Source organism: Rhizobium sp. 05N49, assembly GCF_056396805.1.
This window is the reverse complement of sequence record NZ_JBFTME010000002.1, coordinates 515005-529958: the sequence shown is the minus strand read 5'-3', so window position 1 is coordinate 529958 and position 14954 is coordinate 515005. Positions and strand designations below refer to the sequence as shown.

Below are 14954 nucleotides of genomic sequence, written 5' to 3'. Positions count from 1 at the left end.
GCGACACGCTATGCGATCACCGCCAGCCGAGCGCCGGCGCGATATATTTCATGATCGATTCAATAACGTGGGCATTGTATTCCACGCCGAGCTGGTTGGGGACGGTGAGAAGCAGCGTATCTGCCTCGGCGATCGCCTCGTCCTTCTTCAGCTCCTCGATCAGAGCATCAGGCTCGGCGGCGTATGAACGGCCGAAGATCGCCCTCGTATTCTCGTCGATGAAGCCGATCTTGTCCTGCCCTTCATTGCCATAGCCGAAATAGGAGCGGTCGCGATCGTTCACCAGCGCGAAGATGCTGCGGCTGACGGAGACGCGTGGCTCCCGCTGATGACCGGCTTCCTTCCAGGCCTCGCGATAGGCGCGGATCTGTTTGGCCTGCTGGATATGGAAGGCCTCGCCCGTCTCGTCGTCCTTCAAGGTCGAGCTTTGCAGGTTCATGCCGAGCTTGGCGGCCCAGACTGCCGTAGCGTTCGAGCCGGCACCCCACCAGATGCGCTCACGCAAGCCGGCGGAATGCGGTTCGAGCCGCAAGAGGCCGGGCGGATTGGGGAACATCGGCCGCGGATTGGGCTCGGCGAAGCCTTCACCCTTCAATATTTCGAGGAAAACCTCGGCATGGCGGCGGCCCATATCTGCATCGCTCTGGCCTTCCGGCGGGTTGTAGCCGAAATATCGCCAGCCATCGATGACCTGCTCTGGCGAGCCGCGGCTGATACCGAGCTGCAGGCGCCCGCGGGAAATCAGATCGGCGGAGCCGGCGTCTTCCGCCATGTAGAGCGGGTTCTCGTAGCGCATGTCGATGACCGCGGTGCCGATCTCGATGCGGCTGGTCCGGGCGCCAACAGCGGCCAGCAATGGAAAGGGTGACGCAAGCTGACGGGCGAAATGGTGGACACGGAAATAGGCGCCATCGGCACCGAGTTCTTCAGCTGCAACGGCAAGATCAATCGACTGCAGCAGCGTATCGCCGGCGGAGCGCGTCTGGGATTGCGGCGAGGGCGTCCAATGCCCGAACGAGAGAAAACCGATCTTCTTCATGATTCCATCGCTTAAACTGAAGTGTGCCTGCACGCTTCTTCTCATGATTCCTGACAGGCATATAGGCGCGCACGGGAGATTTCTGAACCTGGTGACTGATCAAATGCGAATTCGGCACCGGTCAATTGCAGCACGGAGCCCTGCTTCTCCTGACACTTCTAAAAACATGAGGAAAAATTTGTTCCCGGCCACACTCTTAAGACAATTCTTAATTAGTCATATAAATAGCGGCCGCAAGATTGTGAAGGGAATGCGATGAATACAGATAGTTTTGAAAAGAAAGCCGACCTGCTGCTGGTGATGGCGAATGCCCATCGACTGCGGATGCTGAAGACGCTTGCCGAGCGCGAAGTGGCCGTCAACAATCTCGCCGATATTATCGGAATCAGCCAATCGGCCCTCTCCCAGCACCTCGCCAAGCTCCGCAGCAGGGACCTCGTCAAGACGCGGCGCGATGCGCAGACGATCTACTACTCGGTCAAATCCGAGAAGGTCCATGTGATCCTTGAAATGCTGAGCGAGATGTTCGACGAGGGCCAGACAACGGATCACCGACTGGCAGGTTAAGCGATCCGTGTCACCCGGCATTCTCAGCCGTTCCCAGTTATCGCCTTAGCCCGGCCGCTATACCGGGCATGAGTTTTCTTTATTTCTCCACCAGCTTTGCCAGCTGCGCGGCGACCGTGCCCCAACCGTCATGGAAGCCCAGTTCTTCATGCGTGCTGCGGGTCTCCTTGTCCTTGTGCATGACGACGGCACTGTAGTCGGTCCCTTCGGGATGATCGGCGAGGGTGATGATGGCTGTCATGAAGGGGGTTGGCGCAGGGCGCCAGCCGCCAAGGAGCGCATTGGTGAAGACGATGCGACGACCCTCCTGAACATCCAGATAGCAGGCACTGAGATGGTGTTGAAAGGGACCGCCATCCTCGCTCATTTCGGTTACAAGGGCGCCGCCGGGTTTGACGTCCATGGTGGCGACACGGCAGAGCGCCGGCGCGGGTATCCACCATTTTTCGAATTGTGCCGGGTTGGTCCAGGCGCTCCAGACGGCGGACGGTGGTGCTTTGATGACGCGCGAAATGGTCAGATCAAGATCGGGATTCACATTTGGCTTCATTGGGATTTCTCCTCCTTCGATTGCGTGGCAGTGACGAAAGCTTCGAGCCTGTCGGTGCGGGCCTCCCAGATGGCGCGCTGAGCCGAAAGCCAGCCTTCGACCATTGCGAAACGCTTCTTCTCCAGCGTGCAGGTGCGCACACGACCCTGCTTCTTCGTTTCGATAAGGCCTGTCTCTTCGAGCAGGTGGATGTGCTTCATGAAGGACGGCAACGCCATGGCGAAAGGCTTTGCAAGATCGCTGATGCTCGCCGGACCGGTGCCGAGCCGGCCGATGACGGCACGGCGCGTGGGGTCGGCGAGCGCCAGGAAGATGCTGTCGAGCTGATGCGAATAGTAATCCATGAGGCTAAGTATCATGATGCGATACTTAGCGCAAGAGCTAAGTGTTTTTGGCCCAGAGTGTCCGGCAGAATTGTGAGTAACTGAAATTGCGCGGTCGTCTGGAGCCCCTCACCCTAACCCTCTCCCCGGTGGGTAGAGGGGACGTGGGCTACGACGCCTTTGAGAGCGCGAAAACAGTGCGGCAAAACCCCTTCTCCCCTCGGGGAGAAGGTGGCCCGAAGGGTCGGATGAGGGGGCTCCGGACGTTCCCGCCTCGTTTAAGCAGCCTTATCGGCGGCCGGATAGGGATCGAAACGACCGTAGAAGGTTTCGCCCTTGGCGGCCATGTCCTTCAACAGAGGCGTGGGCTTGAAATGGTCGCCGTAGCTGGAGGCTAGCTTTTCGGCGAGGTCCACGAAAGCCTTCACGCCCATGCCGTCGATATAGCTCAGCGCACCGCCGGTATAGGGCGCGAAGCCGAAGCCAAGGATGGAGCCGACATCGGCTTCACGCGGATCGGTGACGATGCCTTCCTCCATGGTGCGGGCGGCTTCGAGAGCGATCGTCACCAGGAAGCGCTGCTTCAGCGTGTTGACGTCGACCTCAGCGGCAGGTTTTTGCGGATAGAGGGTCTTCAAATCGGGCCAGAGGAATTTCTTGGCGGGCTTGGCCGGATATTCGTAGAAGCCCTTGCCGTTCTTGCGGCCGCGACGGTCGAGTTCGTCCACCAGCTTGTCGATGAGGGCGAGGTGGCGCTTGTCGACAGCCTTGGGGCCGAGATCGGCGACGGTGGCCTTCAGGATCTTCTGCGAGAGGTCGATTGCCACTTCATCGTTCAGCGACAGCGGCCCGACCGGCATGCCGGCCATCTTGGCGGCATTCTCGATCATCGCCGCCGGCACGCCTTCGATCAGCATGTCATAGGCTTCGTGGATATAGCGGAAGACACAGCGGTTGACGAAGAAGCCTCTGGTATCGTTGACGACAACAGGCGTCTTCTTGATGGCGGCGACATAATCGAGAGCCACTGCAAGCGCACGGTCACCAGTATTCTTGCCGAGGATGACCTCGGTCAGCATCATCTTTTCGACCGGCGAGAAGAAGTGCACGCCGATAAACTGTTCCGGGCGCTTCGAATTTTCTGCAAGGCCTGTGATCGGCAGGGTGGAGGTATTGGAGGCAAAGACGGTCGTCTCCGGGATGACGGCTTCGACCTGCTCGATGACCGCCTTCTTGACCGCGCGATCTTCGAAAACCGCTTCGATGACCAGATCAGCGTCTTTCAGGTCTGTATAGTCGGCAGACGGCGTGATGCGGGAAAGAAGGGCGGCGCCCTCCTCCTGCGTCAGCCGGCCCTTACCGACGGAATCCTTGACGAGGCCTTCGCCGACGCCCCTGCCCTTGGTGGCGGCTTCGATATCGCGGTCGATGAGAGTGACCTCGAAACCGGCGGCGGCGGTGACATAGGCGATGGAGGCGCCCATGAAGCCGGCGCCGACGACGCCGACCTTCTTCAGTTCGGTCTTCGGCACACCGGCCGGGCGGCGGGCTCCCTTGTTAAGCTCCTGCATGGAGATGAAGAGCGAGCGGATCATCGAGAAGGCTTCGGTCGTCTGCAGCACCTGGGTAAAATAGCGCTGCTCGATCTTCAGCGCCGTATCGAAGGGAACCTGCAGGCCTTCATAGACGCATTTCAGGATGGCGAGCGCGCCGGGATAGTTACCCGAGGTTTCGCGGCGCAGGATTGCAGGAGCTGCCGGCCAGAGTTGGGCTGCCGCAGGAGTCCAGATGCCGCCGCCGGGGACCTTGAAGCCCTTTTCGTCCCAGGGGGCGACGGGCTTCAGGCCGTCCTTGATCATCTGCTTGGCAGCCGGGATCAACTGATCCGGCTCGACCACCTGGTGGAGGAGGTTCATGGCCTTGGCGCGCGATGCGTTCAGCGACTGGCCCGTCGTCATCATCTGCAGGGCGGACTGGGCATCGGTGAGGCGCGAGATGCGCTGCGTGCCGCCGGCACCCGGAAAGATGCCGACCTTGACTTCCGGCAGGGCGATCTTGACGCTCTTGGCATTGGAGGCGACGCGGCCGTGGCAGGCGAGCGACATTTCCAGCGCGCCGCCCATGCAGGTGCCGTTGATGGCGGAGACCCAGGGCTTGCCGCAGGTTTCGAGCTTGCGGAAGAGGCCGGTCATCAGGCCGACAAGATCGAAGAGCTTTTGTGCCGCGCCGTCAGGGTTTGCGGCTTTCTCCTGCTGATAGAGCGTGAACATAGCCTTGATCATCGAGAGATCAGCGCCGCCGGAGAAGGAAGACTTGCCCGAGGTGATGACGACGCCCTTGACGGCACTGTCGGCAACGGTGGCATCGATGATCGCATCGAGTTCGCTCATCACCTCTTCGGTGAAGACGTTCATCGACTTGCCGGGCATGTCCCAGGTGACCAGGGCAATACCATCCGCATCGGTCTCGACGGTGAAGTTGGTGTAGCTCATCGTCTCTCTCCCTTAGACGCGTTCGATGACGGTTGCCGTGCCCATGCCGGCGCCGATGCAGAGGGTGACCAGTGCGGTGTTGAGATCGCGGCGCTCCAGTTCGTCCAGCACAGTGCCGAGGATCATGGCGCCCGTGGCACCCAGCGGATGGCCCATGGCGATTGCGCCGCCATTGACGTTGATCTGGTCGTGCTCGATGTCGAAGGCCTGCATGTAGCGCAGCACGACGGCGGCGAAGGCCTCATTCAGTTCAAAGAGGTCGATATCGGCAAGCGTCATGCCCGTGCGCTTCAGGAGCTTTTCTGTGACATCGACGGGGCCAGTGAGCATCAGAGCCGGGTCGGAGCCGATATTGGCGAAGGCCTTGATGCGCGCGCGGGGCTTGAGACCCATGCTCTCGCCGCCGGCTTTAGAGCCGAGCAGGACAGCCGCCGCGCCATCGACGATCCCTGAAGAATTGCCGGCATGGTGGACATAGTTGACACGCTCGACTTCCGGATGGGCCTGGATGGCAACGGCTTCGAAGCCGCCCATTTCGCCTGGCATCTGGAAGGACGGATTGAGGGAGGCGAGCGCCTGCATATCGGTGCCGGGGCGCATGTGCTCGTCATGGGCAAGGATCGTCAGGCCATTCTGGTCCTTGACCGGGATGACGGAATTCTTGAACCAGCCATTGTTCCAGGCGTTTGCCGCCCGCTTCTGGCTTTCGACAGCATAGGCATCGACGTCGTCACGCGAAAAACCGTATTTGGTGGCGATCAGATCGGCCGACACGCCCTGCGGCATGAAATAGGCCGGGAAGTTCACCGAGGGGTCCATGAACCAGGCGCCGCCAGACATGCCGAGGCCAACGCGGGACATGCTTTCGACGCCGCCCGCGATGACGATATCGTCAGCGCCCTGCGCAATCTTGCCGGCGCCGAAGTTCACGGCGTCGAGACCGGAAGCGCAGAAGCGTGAAATCTGCATGCCGGGCGCCCTGGTCGAATAACCGGCTTCGAAGGCAGCGGCCTTGGGGATGACGGCGCCGGCATCCATGACCGGGTCGACACAGCCCATGATGATGTCGTCGACGGTTTCGGTGTCAAGACCGTTGCGGTCGCGGATCGCCTCCAGCGTCTTCGCCGCAAGGCGCACGGAGGGCACTTCGTGGAGCGAGCCATCCTTCTTGCCGCGGCCGCGGGGCGTGCGGACGTGATCGTAAATGAAAACCTCGGTCATTGTTTCATCTCCCTGGCGGCGCAAAGGCGCCGGTGAAATCGTCTTCCGGCAGGAAGGAGCCAGAGACGGCCGCGCTTGCGGCCCCCTCATCCGGCCCTTCGGGCCACCTTCTCCCAGTGGGGAGAAGGGGTAGTGATCAAAACGCTTCGGCGGCCAGTTCCATCATCGTGTCGGCACCGGTTTCGATGCGCGTCTTGCGCAATGCGGTTTCGGGCATCACACGCTCCATGAAGAATTTCGCCGTGGTGAGCTTGTTCTTCAGATAGTCTTCTCTGGCATCGCCGGCGGCAAGACGTTCATTGGCGGCTTTGGCCATACGCGCCCACATATAGCCGAGAATGACAAGGCCGAAGAGGTGCATGTAATCGGCGGAGCCGGCACCGGCGTTGTCGGGCTTTGCCATCGCATTCTGCATGAACCACATGGTTGCGCCCTGCACGTCGTTCAAGCCCTTCTTGAGGTGCTTGGTGAAGAAGCCGAGCTCTCCGTCATTGCGGTTTTCCTCGCAGAAATCACCGATCTCCTTGAAGAGCGCCATGGCCGCGCGACCGCCATTCAGTGCCAATTTGCGGCCAACCAGATCGAGTGCCTGTATGCCGTTTGCGCCTTCATAAATCATGGCGATGCGGGCATCGCGCACATACTGGCTCATGCCATGCTCTTCGATATAGCCGTGGCCGCCGAAGACCTGCTGGGCCATGACGGCATGATCGAAGCCCCTGTCGGTCATCACGCCCTTGAGGATCGGGGTGACGAGGCCGAGAATGTCGTCGGCCGTCTGGCGGTCCTTCTCGTCGCTGGCGCGGTGGGCGATATCGGATTTCAGCGCGGTCCAGAGCAGGAAGGCGCGGCCGGCCTCGTTGAACGACCGGATGGTCATCAACGCGCGACGGATATCTGGGTGGACGATGATCGGATCGGCCTTCTTGTCCGGCGCCTTGACGCCCGACAGGGAGCGACCCTGGATACGATCGCGGGCATAGTTTGCGGCGTTCTGATAAGCGATCTCTGAAATGGCGATGCCCTGCAGGCCGACCATCAGACGGGCCTCGTTCATCATCACGAACATGGCGTTGAGCCCGCGGTTTGCCTCGCCGATAAGATAGCCGGTCGCGTCGTCGTAGTTCATGACGCAGGTGGCGTTCGCGTGAATGCCCATCTTGTGTTCGATCGCGCCACAGGTAACGCCATTGCGCACCCCGGTACCGCTATCGTCAGCGGCCAGAAACTTCGGCACGATGAAGAGCGAAATGCCCTTGGTGCCTTCGGGGGCGCCCTCGATACGCGCGAGCACAAGGTGGACGATATTGTCGGCCATGTCATGTTCACCGGCGGAGATGAAGATCTTCTGGCCTGAGATCCGATAGCTGCCGTCAGCCTGCGGTACAGCTCTGGTGCGCAACATGCCGAGATCTGTGCCGCAATGCGGCTCGGTGAGGTTCATCGTGCCGGTCCAGGCACCCTCGACCATCTTCGGCAAGTAGGTGCGCTTCTGCTCTTCGCTGCCGTGAACGAGGATGGCAGCAATCGCGCCCTGGGTCAGGCCCGGATACATCATCAGCGACATATTGGCGGCCGAGGTATATTCGCCGACGGCGACGTGCAGCGTATAGGGCAGGCCCTGGCCGCCGAATTCCTCCGGCACGGCGAGGCCGATCCAGCCACCTTCGCGATAGGCCTTATAGGCTTCCTTGAAACCCTTCGGTGTCGAAACCGTGCCATCCTCTTGACGCTGGCAACCCTGCTGATCGCCGGAATAGTTCAGAGGAAACATAACCTCCTCGGCCACTTTCGCCGCTTCGCCCAGAATAGCCTCCACCATGTCAGGCGTGGCATCGGCAAAACCCGGGAGATTGTTGTAGCGCTCGAGACCCAGCACGTCGTTCAGCACGAAGAGCGTGTCGTTCACCGGGGCCTTGTAGACTGGCATCGTTCGAATTCCTCCAATTCGGCAACCGGATCGCTCCGGCGTTGACACTCTCTTACAAAATATTGACGTTTGCGTAAACGTCAAATCCGGAGTGCGCGCGATTTTGTGAGGTGGCGTAGAGAGAGGTGAACCATGTACGCGCATTGTCACAGAATGGTAATAGTCCGTTGCTTCTCCGGCCAAGCGCGCTACACTCCATCCTGCGACCTTGGAAAAGCCTGGGAGGAGCTGTTCATGAAAAGAGCGTGGCCTGCGGAGTTCAATTCCATCTTCGATACGGCGGAACTTGTGACCATCGAGCCTGTGACTGTGGAACCGGTCAATGGCGAAAGAGTGGTTGCGCATGACGAGCCGCCGTCTCCGCGCAGGGCGCTGAGGGTGCGCATTCCCATGGAAACCTATGAACGCATCTGGCCGCTTGCCGAAATGCGTTTCCGGCCGGCCGAGGGGCCATATGCCGGCAAGGCGGTGACGCTGATCGCCACCAATCCACACTATCATCCATGGCACCCCGCCGATGGCGGCTGCGAAGAAAAAGTCGGTGACAGCGGGCGCCATTACAAGACCGATTATCTGGTCGTGCATTTTCTGCTCGACGACGTGCGTGAATCCGTCGCCGCCTGAGCGGGGATCTTGAAGCCAAACGGCTTGAAGACACGGTCTCTCCCGGACTAGGCTTGCGCCAGCAATGTCTATTTCGGGAGCCCAGCCTTGAGCGATTTCAAGATTATCCGTCAGCGCGCCGAGCAGAGAAAAGGCGGCGCCGACGCGCTGAAGGCGATGCTGCCGGCAATTCCCGACCATGAGGCACTGCGCGCCCTGCCGGATGACCGCATCCTGTCGCAGATGACGAAGCGCGTCTTCTACAGCGGTTTCGTCCACAAGGTCATCGATAATAAATGGCCAGGCTTTGAAGCGGCTTTCGACGGTTTCGACCCTGCCGCCCTCAATATCGCTTCCGACGAATATTGGCATGACCTGACGAACGATGACCGCGTCGTCAAGAATGGCGCGAAGATCATGTCGGTGCGCGCAAACGCCGCCTTCGTACGCGAGATGGCGAACGAAGCGGGCAGCGCCGGCGCCTTTTTCGCAAACTGGCCACGTGAGGATCATATCGGCCTGCTCGACGTGCTTGCCAAACGCGGCAACCGGCTGGGCGGAGCCACCGGTCAATATTTCCTGCGCGGTATCGGTCGCGACGGCTTTATCATGACATCAGACGTGCTCGCCTGCCTGAGGGATGCGGGCGTGCCGCTCTCGTCATCCGGAACCGGCAAGAAGGATCAGCAACTGATCCAGCAGACTTTCAACCGCTGGGCCGAGGAGACGGGTCTGCCGCTCGCCCATCTCTCGCGCATCTGCGGGCTTTCGATCGACGCTCCCCAGGAATGAAATATTTCCGGCCGGCGGTTTTTTGACGGGCTGCGACTGCCTACCTCTCCAGAGGGTTCATCCGAAGGAGAAGATCATGGCCGAGTTTCCCTATCGCAGCGCGCTCATCGTCGGTGCCGGTTCCGGCATCAGCGGCTCGCTTGCCCGCAAGCTTGCAGAGCGCGGCGTCAAAGTGAGCCTTGCGGCGCGCAATATCGGCAAGCTCGGGCCTCTGCTCGATGAAACCGGGGCGAAGGCTTTTGCTACCGATGCTTCACAGCCCGCGGCGGTCTCGGCCCTCTTCGAGCGCGTCGATGCCGAAATCGGCGAGCCCGATATCGTCATCTATAATGCCAGCGGCCGGGTGCGAGGGCCGATTGCCGAACTCGATGCCGCAGAGGTGCAACAGGCGATCGCCACCAGTGCCTTTGGCGGCTTCCTTGTGACCCAGCAGGCGGCCAAACGCATGATCGCGAAAGGTCGCGGGGCTATCCTGCTGACGGGGGCGACGGCCAGCATCAAGGGCTATGCGCAATCGGCGCCCTTTGCCATGGGAAAATTTGCGCTGCGGGGTTTGGCACAAAGTGCTGCCCGCGAACTTGGGCCGCGCGGGATCCATGTGGCGCATTTTATCATCGATGGCGCCGTGCGTTCTGCCATGAGGCCGGATAGCGAAGACAAACCCGACGGTACGCTTTCGCCTGATGCGATCGCACAGTCCTATATCGACGTGCTGCAGCAGCACCGCAGCGCCTGGTCGCAGGAAGTGGAGTTGCGGCCCTGGACGGAGAACTTCTGATCCAGGCGGTCTCGATCGCGCATAGATGCTTTCCCGAAGGCGTCGAAACCGGTAGGATCGGTTTGGCTTCGAAAGCCTGGGAGGGAACGATGCTGCGTCTGGACCATGTGACGATCGATACCCGCGATGCGCCTGCCATGATCGCTTTTTTCGAAGACATTCTTGGCGTGAAGGAAGGCTATCGGCCACCCTTTCCCTCGCGCGGTCACTGGCTTTATCTCGACGACAAGCCGGTGATCCATCTGAGTCTGACGGAGCGGGCGGGCGATTTTCCGCCCGGTATCTTCAATCATGTTGCCTTCAGCCTCTTCGAATTCGAACCGGCACTCGCCCGTATCAAAGCGAGCGGCTATCGCCATGAATATCTCGACATTCCGGATACCGATCTCGGCCAAGTCTTCATCTATGGGCCAGAAGGCGTGAAGATCGAGTTGCAGTACAAGCGACCGATCTGAAGATTTGCGCGCGCCAAATTGGCACGAAGAGCGCAAAAGTTAAAAAATTCTCATCCGGGTTAACGAGTTCTTTACCACGTTTCGTGAAAGGTGCGCGGTGAGCATTGGCGATCTGCATTCCTTTTCTTTGTCTCGCGTTTCAGGAGTGCCGCCAAAATCTGTCCAGCTTGAGGAAAGTCTAATTGATTATTTCCTCATGGATGGCGCTCTCCGCTGCGTGCCCCGGTACGCTTCGGAAAAGGCAATGATCGGGCCCGGACCGGGCAATCGAAGCGAGCAAGAACATGAACGGATCGCGATCACATTCTTCCCGGCATTCCGACAGGACCTCGCTCGACGCGTTGAACCGCACGATCGAGGGGTTGGAAGCGCGGATCGAAGGCTTGATGGGCAGCGGACGCGAACAGCGACCCAGTAATCCGACGCCCGTCCGCGATCCCTACGTCAGTTCCTATACGCCGCGCGCTGCCGACCCGCTGGCGGAAATCCGCCAGCGCCAGCGCGCGCTTGACGCTACCAGAGAGAACCGCGAGCGCGCCTATACGCGCGAAGCGGCACCGGCCCTTCTGCGTGAACCGGCACTTGCGCCTGCTCCGCAGCGCGCGCCGGCACCGCAGCCGCCCGCACCCGCTTTCCGCGCCTCCGGCGACACGATGACCGAAATCGCCCAGGCCCTCGTCAACCTGCGGCAGGACCTGAAGCGCGACATTTCCGAAGGTGTCACGCGCGAGATGAATGCGCTGCGCACGGAACTGCGCGAGATCAAGGCGAGCGCGCAGGACAGGCATTTCGCCGACGACATCCGCGCCGACATGGGTCGCCTGTCGCAGAGCATCGCGCAGCTCACCAGCCGCTCGGCTGGTCCGGAGGCTACTGGCCTGCGCAACGAATTCGAAGAGCTGCGTTCGCTGATGGACGGGCTGGCGCGCGAGGATTCCATGCGCCACATGGAACAGCGCTGGGACAATGTGGAAAACCGCCTGGCAGAGCTCGACACGGCCGGGCTGCAGGAAGAGCTGGTGTCGCTCGCCTACCGGCTTGACGACATCAAGCGGCATCTTGGCGGCATGGGCGAAAGCCCGGCCGTGCACGCACTGGAAGACAAGCTCATCACCATCGCCTCTGCGGTCGAGCAGTTCGGCAACCTCATCCAGCCGCACGACCGGATCATGTCGGAGCAGTTCGCCGCCATGGACACGCGGCTCGACGAGATCAGTCGCGCGATCGCCGCCAGCGGACGCAGTGCTGCAGGTGGTGATCCCGCACTGATGCAGCGGCTGGAAAATCGCCTTTCCGCGCTTGGCGAACAGATCGAGCTGATGGGCCGCGCCGCCATAAACCGTCCCAACCCGGCCGACGAGATGGCCGGCCGGCTGGAAGCCTTGACGGCACGCGTCGAGGACCTTGCCAAGGCCGAGGCGACTTCGCGTCTCGACGAGCGGCTGGAGCACCTTTCCTATTTGCTCGAGCGCACGCAGAAGGCCGCCCCGCAGCAGGACCTGACCGGCGCGCTTTCCGACATTTCCCGCAAGATCGATGCGCTGGAAAGCGGCTCGGTCAATGATGCGCTCGCCCAGAGGCTCGACTATCTCGCACGTCGCATCGACGAGATGGAAATCCGCCCCGTCCCGGCGCCTGTTATCGACGACAGCGCCTTTCAGCGTATCGAAGGGCGGCTTAGCGACATCGCCGCAAGGCTGGAGGAAAGCACGGCAGCTGCGCCGACCGACACGCGCGCGCTGAAGAACCTCGAGGAGCAGATCGCAAATCTCTCCGAGCTCCTGAATGCGCCGCGCGAAAATGCGGAAGTATCGGCGGATCTCGACCGTCGCATGGGTGCAATCGAAGATTATATCGCGACGAACGACGAATATATCATCGAGGCGGCGCGGCAGGCAGCGGAAGCCGTGGTCGATGCCTACTCGCGCAACGGCGGAGCGCAGGGCGCCGCACCCGCAGAGAGCGACATGTCGGCCCTCATCGCGCTCGCCGACGATCTGCGCAACCTCGAAGATTTGAGCCGCGACAGCGAGGAGCGCACGCACAAGACCTTCCAGGCCCTCCACGAGACGCTGCTGCATATTGCCGACCGGCTCGATACGATGGAGGAGCGGGTTCGCCCGGCCGCCCGGATGCCGGCGGCGGAAGTCGATTTCGACGTTGACCCCTACGCACTCGTCGATGCGGGCAGCGAGCCAGCCAAGGCGCCGGTGATGCAGGCGCCGAAGGCTTCGCCTGTGCTGCGCACGGCCGACATCGCCGAAGAGACGGTGATGCGTATGCCGGAAGCGGCTTTGGCCGACAGCACCAGCGCGATCGCCATCGAAGCGACGAGCCAGTCGGAAAAGCCTGTCGTTCCTGCCAAGGGTAGCCTGCTTGCAAGCCTTGGCCGCAAGCTGATGCCATCGCGCAAGACGGAGGCAAAGACCGCTGCCGAGCGCACGGTCATCGATCCCGCACCGTCAATCGATCCCGTCGATGTCGTGCCGGCAGAGGCGGCAAACGAATTGCTCGAACCGGGCTCTGGCGCACCTGATGTCAAGAAGATCCTGGAGCGCGTGCGCGCCAGCCAGAATGCCCAGCGCGGCAAGCCGGCGACCGAAAACGATCGGGCCGACTATATTGCCGCTGCGCGACGCGCCGCGCAGGCCGCCGCCATGGAGATCGACAGCAACGCAAAGCCCGCGACCCGCGCCGAGCGTCGTGCTGCAAAGCCTGAAAAAGCCGGCAAGGGTGGCGCCTTCTCGCGCTTTCGCCGGCCGATCCTGCTCGCGGTCGGGGCCGTGCTGCTGGCCATCATGGCTTTCCCGCTTGCCCGCACGTTGACCACGGGCGAAAAGGCCCCGCCTCCGGCTGAAGTCTCGGTTCTGACCGACGCGACCGAAACGCCGCAGGCCAATATGACAGCCCCGGCACCGGTTGCGCCGGAAGCAGCCGCGCCCGAAACCAGCGCTCCGGCGCCGATGATGACGCCGGACGCAGCACCTTCCGAGGCGACCGCGCCCGCAGAGCCGCAGGCAGCGACACCCGATCACCTCACCGATGCCACGCCGCTTGACGGCGAAGGCGCAGAGGATTTCACCCAGGCGCCCGCGCAGAATACGTCCGGCTTCGTTCCGAACGCTCCCGCGGCGCCGGCGACGATACCTGCCGCATCCGCTGACGCTTCGATTATCGTTCCCGATACGATCCAGCCGCAGCCGCTTGCCGATGCAGCACGCAATGGCGACGCGCTGGCGCTCTTCGAGATCGGTGCGCGTTATACCGAAGGCCGCAACGGCCTTGCCGCCGACCAGAAGCAGGCCGCGAGCTGGTATCAGCTCTCGGCCGACAACGGCTTCGCACCGGCACAGTACCGTCTCGGCAGCATGTATGAGAAGGGCAATGGCGTCGACCGCGACGTGCAGAAGGCCAAGAGCCTCTATGAGCAGGCTGCGGGCCAGGGCAATGCCAGCGCCATGCACAATCTCGCCGTGCTCTATGCCTCAGGCGCGCTCGGCCAGCAGGATTATGCGACGGCCGCAACGTGGTTCCAGAAGGCTGCCGACCTCGGCATCACCGACAGCCAGTTCAACCTCGCCATCCTGTGCGCCCGCGGCAATGGCGTACCGGCGGATCTGGAAGAATCCTACAAGTGGTTTTCGATCGCCGCCAAGTCGGGCGACAAGGATGCCGCCCAGAAACGTGACGAAGTCGCAAATGCCATGAAGCCGGACCAACTCGAGCGCGCCCGCGCCAAGGCCGAGCTCTGGAAGCCGCAGCCGCTCGACAACAAGGCGAACGGCATCGAGGTTCCCGATGCATGGGCAAGTGCCGCCGCACCGAAGACGGCCACTGTCGACATGAAGAAAGCGATCCGCAACATCCAGGCGATCCTCAACAATAACGGCTTCGACGCTGGCCCGGCGGATGGAGAAATGGGCGCCAAGACCGTGACTGCCATCAAGAACTTCCAGAAGTCGATCGGACAGGAGCCGACCGGCAAGGTCAACGACGATACGGTGAAGGCGCTTCTGGAACGCAACAAACCGGGCGCCAAGGCTATCTGAGATCGCCCGGCGGCACTCTGCCGCGGGGCTTTTCGCCTTTTCGAGCCACCTGTCACAAAACCTGAAAAAAGCCGGATTATGCGGGACATATCGAGACCCGCATCCGGCTGATTGCACTTTTTCCTTCGAAAGCCTCTGGCAACGATTTCACAGTA

At 61.5% G+C, this 14954-nt stretch carries 12 protein-coding genes; 6 read left to right on the top strand and 6 right to left on the bottom strand.

Annotated elements, in window-relative coordinates; translation table 11 throughout:
• Nucleotides 1-16: 16 nt before the first annotated feature.
• A complete protein-coding gene (locus AC1DF8_RS06835) occupies nt 17-1039 on the bottom strand; it encodes an LLM class flavin-dependent oxidoreductase (protein ID WP_112969887.1) in 1023 nt (340 codons plus the stop codon).
• Nucleotides 1040-1294: 255 nt separating this feature from the next.
• Here AC1DF8_RS06835 and AC1DF8_RS06830 point away from each other — a divergent pair, with 255 nt between their 5' ends.
• On the top strand, nt 1295-1606 hold the full coding sequence (locus tag AC1DF8_RS06830) for an ArsR/SmtB family transcription factor (RefSeq protein ID WP_112541639.1): 312 nt from the start codon (nt 1295-1297) through the stop codon (nt 1604-1606).
• A 79-nt stretch (nt 1607-1685) separates the two neighbouring features.
• Here the strand turns inward: AC1DF8_RS06830 and AC1DF8_RS06825 are convergent, their stop codons facing one another.
• The 5 genes from AC1DF8_RS06825 to AC1DF8_RS06805 all read right to left on the bottom strand — a co-directional run bounded on the left by AC1DF8_RS06825 (nt 1686) and on the right by AC1DF8_RS06805 (nt 8122).
• On the bottom strand, nt 1686-2156 hold the full coding sequence (locus AC1DF8_RS06825) for an SRPBCC family protein (RefSeq protein WP_112541640.1): 471 nt from the start codon (nt 2154-2156) through the stop codon (nt 1686-1688).
• Nucleotides 2153-2500 carry an ArsR/SmtB family transcription factor gene (locus AC1DF8_RS06820; protein WP_112541641.1) on the bottom strand — a complete coding sequence of 116 codons (348 nt, stop codon included), beginning with the start codon at nt 2498-2500 and terminating at the stop codon, nt 2153-2155. The genes AC1DF8_RS06825 and AC1DF8_RS06820 overlap by 4 nt, the downstream gene beginning before the upstream one ends.
• A 257-nt stretch (nt 2501-2757) precedes the next feature.
• Nucleotides 2758-4971, bottom strand: a complete 2214-nt coding sequence (locus tag AC1DF8_RS06815) for a 3-hydroxyacyl-CoA dehydrogenase NAD-binding domain-containing protein (protein WP_477995414.1) — start codon at nt 4969-4971, stop codon at nt 2758-2760.
• Between the two features lie 12 nt (nt 4972-4983).
• Nucleotides 4984-6192 carry an acetyl-CoA C-acetyltransferase gene (locus tag AC1DF8_RS06810; protein WP_112541643.1) on the bottom strand — a complete coding sequence of 403 codons (1209 nt, stop codon included), beginning with the start codon at nt 6190-6192 and terminating at the stop codon, nt 4984-4986.
• 136 nt (nt 6193-6328) lie between these two features.
• On the bottom strand, nt 6329-8122 hold the full coding sequence (locus tag AC1DF8_RS06805) for an acyl-CoA dehydrogenase C-terminal domain-containing protein (RefSeq protein WP_477995412.1): 1794 nt from the start codon (nt 8120-8122) through the stop codon (nt 6329-6331).
• A gap of 234 nt (nt 8123-8356) precedes the next feature.
• Here AC1DF8_RS06805 and AC1DF8_RS06800 point away from each other — a divergent pair, with 234 nt between their 5' ends.
• From AC1DF8_RS06800 to AC1DF8_RS06780, 5 genes are all read left to right on the top strand, one after another.
• Nucleotides 8357-8746, top strand: coding sequence for a hypothetical protein (locus tag AC1DF8_RS06800; RefSeq protein WP_112541645.1), 390 nt, complete (start codon nt 8357-8359; stop codon nt 8744-8746).
• 87 nt (nt 8747-8833) lie between these two features.
• The gene (locus tag AC1DF8_RS06795; RefSeq protein ID WP_477995410.1) at nt 8834-9517 is read left to right on the top strand and encodes a DNA-3-methyladenine glycosylase I; all 684 of its coding nucleotides are present in this window, start codon (nt 8834-8836) and stop codon (nt 9515-9517) included.
• A gap of 76 nt (nt 9518-9593) precedes the next feature.
• Nucleotides 9594-10295: an SDR family NAD(P)-dependent oxidoreductase gene (locus AC1DF8_RS06790; RefSeq protein WP_477995408.1), complete on the top strand. Its 702-nt coding sequence runs from the start codon at nt 9594-9596 to the stop codon at nt 10293-10295.
• A gap of 89 nt (nt 10296-10384) precedes the next feature.
• Nucleotides 10385-10750, top strand: a complete 366-nt coding sequence (locus tag AC1DF8_RS06785; RefSeq protein ID WP_112541648.1) for a VOC family protein — start codon at nt 10385-10387, stop codon at nt 10748-10750.
• A 284-nt stretch (nt 10751-11034) separates the two neighbouring features.
• Nucleotides 11035-14799 (top strand): peptidoglycan-binding protein, encoded by a 3765-nt coding sequence (locus AC1DF8_RS06780; protein ID WP_477995406.1) that lies wholly within the window; start codon nt 11035-11037, stop codon nt 14797-14799.
• Nucleotides 14800-14954 lie beyond the last annotated feature (155 nt).